This window comes from Mesorhizobium sp. M7A.F.Ca.US.006.04.2.1, assembly GCF_004022915.1.
Taxonomy (GTDB): Bacteria; Pseudomonadota; Alphaproteobacteria; order Rhizobiales; family Rhizobiaceae; genus Mesorhizobium; species Mesorhizobium ciceri.
This window is the reverse complement of sequence record NZ_RZQA01000150.1, coordinates 1-9,533: the sequence shown is the minus strand read 5'-3', so window position 1 is coordinate 9,533 and position 9,533 is coordinate 1. Positions and strand designations below refer to the sequence as shown.

10 protein-coding genes are annotated in these 9,533 nt (G+C 63.6%); 1 reads left to right on the top strand and 9 read right to left on the bottom strand.

Features of this window, described 5'->3' with window-relative positions; all coding sequences use genetic code 11:
* From EN925_RS10860 to EN925_RS10820, 9 genes are all read right to left on the bottom strand, one after another.
* The coding region (locus EN925_RS10860) for an ABC transporter ATP-binding protein (protein ID WP_164894177.1) at positions 1-486 on the bottom strand (486 nt) is incomplete at its 3' end.
* 4 nt (positions 487-490) lie between these two features.
* Positions 491-1,435, bottom strand: coding sequence for a carbohydrate ABC transporter permease (locus tag EN925_RS10855; RefSeq protein WP_024502751.1), 945 nt, complete (start codon positions 1,433-1,435; stop codon positions 491-493).
* On the bottom strand, positions 1,432-2,388 hold the full coding sequence (locus EN925_RS10850; RefSeq protein WP_024502750.1) for a sugar ABC transporter permease: 957 nt from the start codon (positions 2,386-2,388) through the stop codon (positions 1,432-1,434). Before EN925_RS10850 ends, EN925_RS10855 begins: the two co-directional genes overlap by 4 nt.
* 104 nt (positions 2,389-2,492) lie before the next feature.
* Complete coding sequence (locus EN925_RS10845) at positions 2,493-3,746, bottom strand: ABC transporter substrate-binding protein (RefSeq protein WP_013529701.1); 1,254 nt, start codon at positions 3,744-3,746, stop codon at positions 2,493-2,495.
* A gap of 57 nt (positions 3,747-3,803) precedes the next feature.
* A complete protein-coding gene (locus tag EN925_RS10840; RefSeq protein ID WP_063168955.1) occupies positions 3,804-5,315 on the bottom strand; it encodes an aldehyde dehydrogenase family protein in 1,512 nt (503 codons plus the stop codon).
* 9 nt (positions 5,316-5,324) lie between these two features.
* Positions 5,325-6,101, bottom strand: coding sequence for an enoyl-CoA hydratase/isomerase family protein (locus tag EN925_RS10835; RefSeq protein WP_013529703.1), 777 nt, complete (start codon positions 6,099-6,101; stop codon positions 5,325-5,327).
* On the bottom strand, positions 6,094-7,695 hold the full coding sequence (locus EN925_RS10830) for an acyl CoA:acetate/3-ketoacid CoA transferase (protein WP_127369151.1): 1,602 nt from the start codon (positions 7,693-7,695) through the stop codon (positions 6,094-6,096). The genes EN925_RS10835 and EN925_RS10830 overlap by 8 nt, the downstream gene beginning before the upstream one ends.
* Positions 7,692-7,871: a hypothetical protein gene (locus EN925_RS10825; RefSeq protein WP_063173051.1), complete on the bottom strand. Its 180-nt coding sequence runs from the start codon at positions 7,869-7,871 to the stop codon at positions 7,692-7,694. The genes EN925_RS10830 and EN925_RS10825 overlap by 4 nt, the downstream gene beginning before the upstream one ends.
* Positions 7,868-8,926 carry a LacI family DNA-binding transcriptional regulator gene (locus tag EN925_RS10820; protein WP_127365982.1) on the bottom strand — a complete coding sequence of 353 codons (1,059 nt, stop codon included), beginning with the start codon at positions 8,924-8,926 and terminating at the stop codon, positions 7,868-7,870. The genes EN925_RS10825 and EN925_RS10820 overlap by 4 nt, the downstream gene beginning before the upstream one ends.
* A 239-nt stretch (positions 8,927-9,165) precedes the next feature.
* On the opposite strand from EN925_RS10820, the gene EN925_RS10815 reads away from it, so the two are divergent.
* The coding region (locus EN925_RS10815) for a DUF993 family protein (RefSeq protein WP_128336526.1) at positions 9,166-9,533 on the top strand (368 nt) is incomplete at its 3' end.

Here is a 9,533-nt window from a genome sequence, read left to right as displayed (position 1 = left end):
GGACAAAGGCTCGTCGAAAAGGAACAGTTTGGGGTCGCGCACCAGCGCCCGGCCCATGGCGACGCGCTGGCGCTGGCCGCCCGAAAGCTGGCTCGGCTTGCGCTGCAAGAGGTGGCCGATCTGCAGCACCTTGGCCACCTTGTCGATCGCCTTCTGGCGCTCCGCCGCCGGCACGCCGCGCATCTCCATGCCGAAGGAGATGTTTCCGGCCACCGTCATGTTCGGGTAGAGCGCATAGCTCTGGAACACCATGGCGATGTCGCGCTTGGAGGGGTGCAGATCGTTGATGGCGCGGCTGTCGACCCGGATTTCGCCCGAGGTGATCGTCTCCAGGCCGGCGATGGTGTTGAGCAAAGTGGACTTGCCGCAGCCGGAAGGGCCGACCAGCACCAGGAAACCGCCTTTCTCGAGCTCGACATCGATCCCTTTCAGGATCTCGACCTGGCCGAAGCGCTTTCTCAGACCATCAATTTCCAGAAAAGCCATCAGATCATCCTTTGACGGCGCCAGCCATGAGACCGCGCACGAAGTAGCGGCCGGCGAGCACATAGACGAGAAGGGTGGGCAGTGCCGCGATCATCGCGGCGGCCATGTTGACGTTGTATTCGACGACGCCGGTCGAGGTGTTGACGACGTTGTTGAGCGCCACCGTCATCGGCATCGCGTCGCCGGTGCCGGCGTAAGCCGAGGCGAAGAGGAAGTCGTTCCAGATGTTGGTGAACTGGTAGATGACGGTGACGACGAAGATCGGCATTGAGTTCGGCAGCATGATGCGGCGGAAGATCTGGAAGAAGGATGCGCCGTCGACCTGTGCCGCCTTGACCAGTTCGGTCGGAAACGCCTCGTAGTAGTTGCGGAAGAACAGCGTGGTGAAGCCGATGCCGTAGACGACGTGGACGAAGACCAGGTTGACCGTCGGGTTGCCGAGACCGAAGCTCGTTCCGACCGAGTTCTGCAGTGTGACGCCGAAGCGGCCGAGGCTGCCGAGGATGGTCGCCATCGGCAACAGCACCGACTGGAACGGAATGAAGCAGGCGAACAGCATCAGCCCGAACACCAGCGTTGCGCCGCGGAAACGCCATTTCGTCAGCACGTAGCCGTTCAGCGCGCCCAGCATGGTCGAGATCAGAACGGCCGGAACCACCATCTTGATGGAGTTCCAGAAATAGCCCTTAATGCCGGCGCAGGTGAGGCCGACGCAGGTCTCGCCCCACGCCTTCAGCCACGGGTCGAAGGTCGGCGCCTTGGGCAGCGCCAGCATGTTGCCGTTCTGGATCTCGTCCATGGTCTTGAACGAGGTCACCAGCATGACGAACAGCGGCATCAGGTAAAACAGCGCAAACAGAGCCAGCAGCCCGTAGATGACGATGCGGTTGATGACCTTGACGTTGACGCCGCCGGAGGCCTGGCGGGCGGGAGTGGTGACGGCGCTCATCGCGGCTTCTCCCGCAGTTCCGAATAGAGATAGGGCACGATGATGGCGACGATGGTCATCAGCATGATCACCGCACTGGCCGAGCCGACGGCCATTTCGTTGCGCTTGAACGTGTACTCATACATGAAGTTGGACGGCAGCCACGCCGAGCCGCCGGGCCCGCCGCTGGTCAGTGCGACCACGAGATCGTAGGACTTGATGGCGAGGTGCGCGAGCACGATGAATGCCGACAGGAAGATCGGCCGCAGCAGCGGGATGACGATGCGGCGATAGAGCTGGAAGGTGGTGGCGCCGTCGATCTGCGCCGCCTTCATGATCTCGCCGTCGATGCCGCGCAGGCCGGCCAGGAACATCGCCATGATGAAGCCGGAGGCCTGCCAGACGCCGGCAATGACCACCGTGTAGATGACGAAATCCTTGTTCTTGATCCAGTCGAAATGGAAGCTCGTCCAACCCCATTGATGCAAGGTCTGCTCGAGACCGAGGCCGGGATCGAGGAACCATTTCCAGGCGACGCCGGTGACGATGAAGGACAGCGCCATCGGATAGAGATAGATCGGCCTCAACACGCCTTCGCCGCGGATCTTCTGGTCGAGCAGGATGGCCAGGAACAGGCCGAGCGCCAGGCAGATCGCGATGTAGAGGAAACCGAAAATACCCATATTGGTGATCGACGTGTACCAGCTCGACGGCGGGTCTGTGTCGAAGGTCCAGCCCCACAGCCGCTGATAGGCGCGCGAGCCGGTTAGGACATAGGACGGGAAGGTCTTGGAATTGGTGAAGGACAGATAGATCGTCCACAGGATGAAGCCGTAGACGAAGACGATGGTGATGGCGAAGCTCGGCGCCAGCACGATCTTCGGCAATGCGTCCTGCAGGCGCGAGCGCACCGAGGCGCGTGGCCGCGCATGCTCCGGCGTCAGCTTGATCTGGCTTGTCGCTACCGTGCTCATGGGGCTCCTCCCGTCGACTCGCGGCCAACCAGCTTCGCGGATCTATGTTCGCGGATCTGGGCCTTCCCCGCCGGAGCGGGGAAGGCGTTTTTGGTGCGTGGCGCTTACTTGGCGTCGTCGATCGCCTTGACCAGCTCGGTCACGGCTTCGTCCGAGGTCTTGATCTGACCATGGACGAATTTGGAGACGACATCCTTATAGGCATTGGCGACCGCCGGAGGCGCGCCATAGCCCTGGGCCAGCGAGCCGAACAGCGTGCCGCCTTCATTGGCTGCCTTCAGGTCGGCGATGCCCTTCTTGCCGCAAGCGTCGAAGTCGGTGTCCGGAACATCGGTACGGGCCGGGACCGAACCCTTGACGACGTTGAAGGCCGACTGGAAGCTCTTCGACAGGGTGGCGGTGGCCAGTGCGACCTGGGCGGCCTTGCGGTCGTCGGGAACATTGAACATGCCGAACATGTCGGAGTTGTAGATCACCGAGCCGTCGGTACCCGGGAAGCGATAGCACAGGAAGTCGGTGCCCGGGGTCTTGTTGGCGGCGTGGAACTCGCCCTTCGCCCAGTCGCCCATGACCTGCACCAGGGCATCGCCCTTGATGACCATGGCGGTGGCAAGGTTCCAGTCGCGGCCCGAGAAGTTGGGGTCGACATAGGTGACGAGCTTGGCCAGATTGTCGAACGACTTCTTCATCGTGTCGGACTTCAGGGACTCGTCATCGAGGTCGTTGAAGGCCTTCTTGTAGAACTCGGGTCCGCCGGTCGACAGCACGACGGAGTCGAACATGGTGGCTTCCTGCCAGTTCTGGCCGCCGAGAGCGAGCGGGATCACGCCTGCCGCCTTGGCCTTGTCGAGCAGGGCAACGAAGTCGTCGAAGGTCTTCGGCTCGGTGCCGCCGATCTTGTCCAGGACGGCCTTGTTGATCCACAGCCAGTTGACCGAGTGAACATTGACCGGCGCCGCGACCCACTTGCCGTCATAGACCGAAAACTTCTGCAGGGCTGCCGGAACGGACTTGTCCCAGCCTTCCTTCTTCGCCGTTTCGGTCAGGTCGCCCATGACGCCGGCGGCTGCATAGTCGAGCACGGTGTAGCCGAGCATCTGCGAGGCGGTCGGATAATTGCCGGCCGCGACCATCGCCTTCAGCGCGGTCATGGCGGCATCGCCGCCGCCGCCGGCCACCGGCACGTCCTTCCAGGCATAGCCTTCCTTGGCCAGATCACCCTTGAGGACGTTGAGAGCAGCCGCTTCGCCGCCCGAGGTCCACCAATGCAGCATCTGGACTTCCTTGACGTCCTCGGCGTGGGCCGCGAAAGCCAGGCCCGACGCGAGAGCCGTTCCGATAAGCAGTTTGCGCAACATGTACTTCCTCCCTTGTTGCATTACACGACCGGCGGATGCCGCCGGGTTCTTCTCAACTCAGCCGACCCACCACCCGGTGCGCTGGCCGCGATGAAACTGGATTGTCTTTTCCTCGGTATAATCCTCGACGGCGCGTTTGCCGAGTTCGCGTCCGAGACCGGACTGCTTATAGCCTCCGAAAGGCAGCTCGGGATAACCTTCCATGAATGTGTTCACCCAAACGGTTCCCGAACGCACGCCGCGCGCGACCGACATGCAAGTGTCGATGCTGGCGCTCCACACGCCCGCCGACAAACCATAGGGCGTGTTGTTGGCGATGTGCAACGCCTTTTCAATCGATTCAAAAGTCAGCACCGAGAGCACCGGGCCGAACACTTCCTCGCGCGCTATGGCCATGTCCTCGGTGACGCCGCGGATGATGGTGGGATCGAGGTATTGACCGATATTGGAGGCCAATTGCTTGCCTCCGCTGTAGATGCTGCTGCCCTCGGTCGCGGCTGCCGCAACGTAACCGGCAACCTTGGCCAAATGGTCGGACGAGATCATCGCGCCGACCTTGGTTTGGTCATCGAGCGGATCGCCGACCGTGACCCTGGCGGCAAGCGCCTTGACGGCGCTGAGAAAATCGTCGGCGATCGCCTCGTGCACGATCAGCCGGCTGCCGGCATTGCAGCACTCGCCGGCATTGAAGAAGCCGCCGAACACCGCCGCATCGGCGGCCGCTTCGAGGTCGGCGTCCTGGAAGACGATCTGGCCGTTCTTGCCGCCGAGCTCCATCGAGACTTTCTTCAGCGACTGCGCGGCGGATGCCATCGTCATCTTGCCGACGCGGGTGGAGCCGGTGAACGAGACCATTTCGACCAGCGGGTGGCTGACCATCGGCGCACCGACATCGGCGCCAAGTCCGGCCAGGATATTGACGACGCCGGCGGGCAGGCCGGCCTGCATCAGGATGTCGCCGAGCACGAAGGTCGAGGCCGAGGTCATTTCGCTCGGCTTGACCACCGCCGTGCAGCCGGCGGCGAGCGCGAAGGGCAGTTTCTGGCTGACGATCAGGAACGGGAAATTCCACGGGGTGATGATCGAGACGACGCCGATCGGTTCGCGCAGGACGACACCCAGCATGGCGTCGCCGAGATTGGCGTAGGTTTCACCATGCAGGGTGCGGGCAAGCGAGGCGGCATAGCGCCAGATGTCGACGGCGCCGCCGATCTCGCCGCGTGCCTGGGCGATCGGTTTGCCCGATTCCAGTGCGTCGAGCCGGGCGATGTCTTCCAGCCGGCCCTCGATCAGATCAGCTGCCTTGAGCAGGATCCCGGCACGTTCGGCCGCCTTCATGCGCGGCCATGGACCCGTTTCGAAAGCCCTGTGGGCGGCAAGCACAGCGGCTTCCACTTCGGCCTCACCGGCCTGCGCATAGTGCGAGACGGTGAAGCCGTGGCCGGGGCTGTTTCGAGCAATCGTGCGGCCGTCGCGGGCATCGACATGCTTGCCGTTGATCAGCAGCTTGTAGCCTTTCGGGGCTTCGGCCGCCTCGGCCGGCATGGCGATCTTCAGGGGTGCGTTCATATGTTTGCTCTAGGATCTCGAAAAGGCCGGCTTCTGCTTGGCCTTGAAGGCATCGACGCCGGCCTTCAGATCGCCGGTCAGGGCGATGAAGCCGCTGGCCAGCGCTTCGGTGGCGGCGGCACTTTCCTCGCCTTCGGCGACCGCGATCATCAGCTTGGCGGCTTCCGTCGCCAGCGGGCCGCGCTCGGCGATCTTTTCCGCCCACGCCTTTGCTTCTTCGTGTGCGTTGCCAGTTGCGACCACCCGGTCGACGATGCCCAGGGCGAGTGCCTCGGGGGCGAGAAGGATCTCGCCGCCCAGCGCCATGCGGCGCACCGTCTGCGCGCCGAAGCGGCGCACGGCGCGCTGCGTACCGGACCAGCCGGGCACGACGCCAATCGAGGTTTCCGGGAAGCCTAATTTCACTTGTGTTTCCGCCACGCGCAAGTCGCAAGCCGCAGCCAGTTCCAGGCCGCCGCCAAGCGCATGGCCGGACAGGACGGCGATTGTCGGCTGCCGCAGCCGCGCCAAGCGGTCGAAGACGCGGTGGCCGTAGCGCACCCACTGCACCTGGAAATCGGCGGCACTCATCTGCGCCCAGGCTTCGACATCGCCACCGGCGCAAAAGCCCTTGCCTTCGCCGCGCAGCAGCACGACGCGGACGCCCTCGGCCATCTCGGCCGCGTCGAGCGCCGTCTCTAGCGCCCGCAGCATCGGAATGTCCAGTGCGTTGAATTTCTCCGGCCGGCGCAGCGTGATGGTACCGATGGCGCCATCCTGCTCGAAGGTGACGAGAGGCTCAGCCACGCGCGCCTCCGACCGAGGCGCCGCCATTCAGCGACAGGCCTATCGGTTGCTCCTGATAGAGGGCTGCCGGTGTCGTCTTGAGGTCCCTGGCAACGGCCAACGGAATTTCCGACTGGGCCAGCACATCACGCTGCAGATCGATGCCGGGTGCGAGTTCTGTGACGACCAACCCCTCCGGCGTCAGCTTCATCACGCAGCGTTCGGTGACATAGGTGATGTCCTGTCCCTGCGCCACCGCGCGCTTGCCCGAAAACGAGATGTGCTCGACTTCGTTGACCACCTTCTTGACCTTGCCCTCGTGGTCGATGCGGATGCCGCCATCGGCCAGAGACAGCTTGGCGCCGGCATTGAAGAAGCCGGAGAAGACGATCTTCTTCGCCCGTGCGGTGATGTCGACAAAGCCGCCGGCGCCGGCGGTGACATGCGGCCGCGCCGAAAGCTTCGAAACATTCACAGAGCCGTGTCGATCGATCTGCAGGAAGGACAGCAGCGAGGCGTCGAAGCCGCCGGCCTGGAAATAGATGAACTGGTGCGGCGAGGGCATGAAGGCGTCGGCGTTCGATGAGCAGCCGAATTTGAAGTCGAGCAGCGGCACGCCGCCGACCGCGCCCTGTTCGATCACCCAGGTAATTTTGCCGTGCTGGCCTTCCTCGAGAAGGATGCGCGGCACATTGGCGGAAATGCCGAACCCGATATTGACGGCCATGCCGTCGCGCAACTCCATGGCGACGCGGCGCGCGATCACCTTCTGCACGTTCATCTCCGGCGTGCGGAAGCTCGACAGCGGCCGGAAGATTTCTCCCGAGATCGCCGGGTCATAGGGTGTCAGCGTCGTCTGCAACTGGTCGGGCGCAACGACGATATGGTCGACCAGGACGCCCGGCACGCGCACGTCATGCGGTTTCAGCGTGCCGTTCTCGACGACGCGCTTGACCTGCGCGATGACGATGCCGCCATTGTTGCGGGCGGCGAGCGCCTGTTCCAGTCCGCCGAGATAGGCGCCCTCATGCTCGTAGGTGAGGTTGCCGCGCTCGTCGGCCGACGTGGCGCGGATGATCGACACCTGCGGCACGATAGAGCGGAAATAGAGCCATTCCTCGCCGTCGAACTGCTGCACCGAAACGATCGGCTCGCTGGCGGCGTCGTTCATGGCGCAGCCCTGGTGGCGCGGGTCGGCGAAGGTGTCGAGACCGACTTTGGTCAGCACGCCCGGCCGCTTGGCCGCGGCTTCGCGGTGCATATCGAACAGGATGCCGGACGGCACGTTGTAGGCGGCGACCGAATTGTCGCCGATCATCTTCCAGATCTGCGGCGGTTCGGAAGAGGAGGGGCCGGACGGGTAGGAGCCGCACAAGGTACGCTTCAGCAGTCCCGGCTTGGCCAGATGGTCGATGCCTTTGATGCCATACATGTCGCCGGCTGCGATCGGGTGCAGCGTGGTGATGTTCTTCGGATGGCCTTCTGCGTCGAAGCGTTCGCCGATCGCGGCGAGCACCGCATCGGGGCAGCCGAGGCCGCTCGACGAGGACACCGACACGACCATGCCGTCCTTGACCAGGCCGGCTGCCTGCGCCGCGGAGACCACCTTGCTCAATTCATACTCCCGAATTCAGGGTCGATTGCGACCGCCTTGCCTGATTTCGCGGTTTGCAATGCTGCTTCGGTTGACGCCGATGACCAGATGCTGTCCTCGCCTTGCGCGCGGATGGCGTTGATCATGAACTGCCTGACGATCGTGCTGGCGCCGATCAAGCTCCATTTGACGCTCATGCAGCGCCTCCCGAACCGGCCGCCCTGTTTCGAATGCGGCGATCCGGGCCGCAGCTTTCCCTGACCACCAGATTGACCGCGCCGATATGGTCTTCGGCCCGTGTGGTGCGCGACTGGATCATTTTCAGCATGACATGGGCGGCACGTTCGCCAAGACCCGCCGAGTCCACCGCGACGCTGGTCAGAGCCGGCATGTAATGCTCGGCCTCGGCCACATCGTCGAAGCCGACGATGGCGAAATCAACTCCGGGCTCAAGCGCGCGCTTGCGCAGCGCCAGCATGGCGCCAAAGGCGACGGCGTCGTTGAAGCAGAGTGCCGCAGTCGGCGGTTCAGCCATTGCGAGAGCGGTTTCGAGGCATGCGATACCACCTCTGCGGCTGGTCTCTCCCTCGACGACCAGAGTGTCGCGGTCGGAGATGCCCTGCGTCTCGCAGGCTTCGCGAAATCCGCCAAGCCGCTCGTGATAGACGACGAGATCGGACGAGCCGCCGAAGAAGACCAGCCGGCGATGTCCCTTGCCGATCAGATGAGCGGTGGCGAGATAGGCGCCGCGATGATTGTCGGGCGCGATGACCGGAATGCGGCTCTCGGGAAGCCGGCGCATGGCGAAGACCACCGGCAGACCTGCCGTCTCGATCCGCCTGAAGGCGCCCGGCGTCGTGCCGCGAGCCGGCGACACGATGAGGCCGGCGACGCCTTGCTCCATCAGCGACTTCAGCACTTCTTCCTGGCGCACCGGATTTTCCGCCGTGTTGGCGATGAACGGCACGATGCCGGCCGACTGGAAGACCCGCTCCATGCCGACCGCCAGCTCCGCGAAGAAAGGATTGGTGAGATCGTTGATGACCATGCCGATGACGTTGGAGTGCGCCTTGCGCAGATTGGCGGCGCCGCGGTTGTAGACGTAACCGACATCCTCGATCGCCTTGCGCACCTTGCTCGCTGTTTCGGGCCGGATCAGTCCGCTGCCCTGGAGCACGAGCGATACCGTCGATTTGGACACGCCCGCTTCGCGGGCGATGTCGAATATCGTCGCCTTGGCCCGGTTGGCCATCCAGATGCATCCTCCCCACTGCAGGCCCAAAACTATTGGAACGTTCTAATCTCTGCTCCGCTCGTGAGTCAATCGGGATTTTTCCCGCGCCTCGAACATCGATTGTGCGTACTCAAATGGCATGCTTCATAAGGCTTTCCTGTTGCAATGCAGCATTTCATCCTGCAGGGAGTTCGAATCTTAAAGGTCCTTGATTTATTGGAACGTTCCATTTAGTAGCGTTGTGAAGGGAGCGATGGATGGACATTTCCTTGCCTGGTGAGGGTGGCGGCAGCACCCGGTACACGCTGGTCGGCGAGCCCGTGCAGCCTGACATCGGCGCGCGATTTTCGCGTATCGCCTATGCCGCCGCGCACGTCGTTGCCGATCCGCTCGCCATGACCGATCCGTGGTCCAGACCGGTGATCGACTGGGAGAGGACGATGGCGTTCCGTCACCATCTGTGGCGGCTGGGCTTCCGCATCGCCGAAGCGATGGACACGTCGCAGCGCGGCATGGGCTTCGACTGGGCAAACGCGCAGGAATTGATCCGCCGCTCGATCGCCGAGGCGCGCACGGTCGATGGCGCCGATCTCGCCTCGGGCGCCGGCACCGACCATCTGGCGCC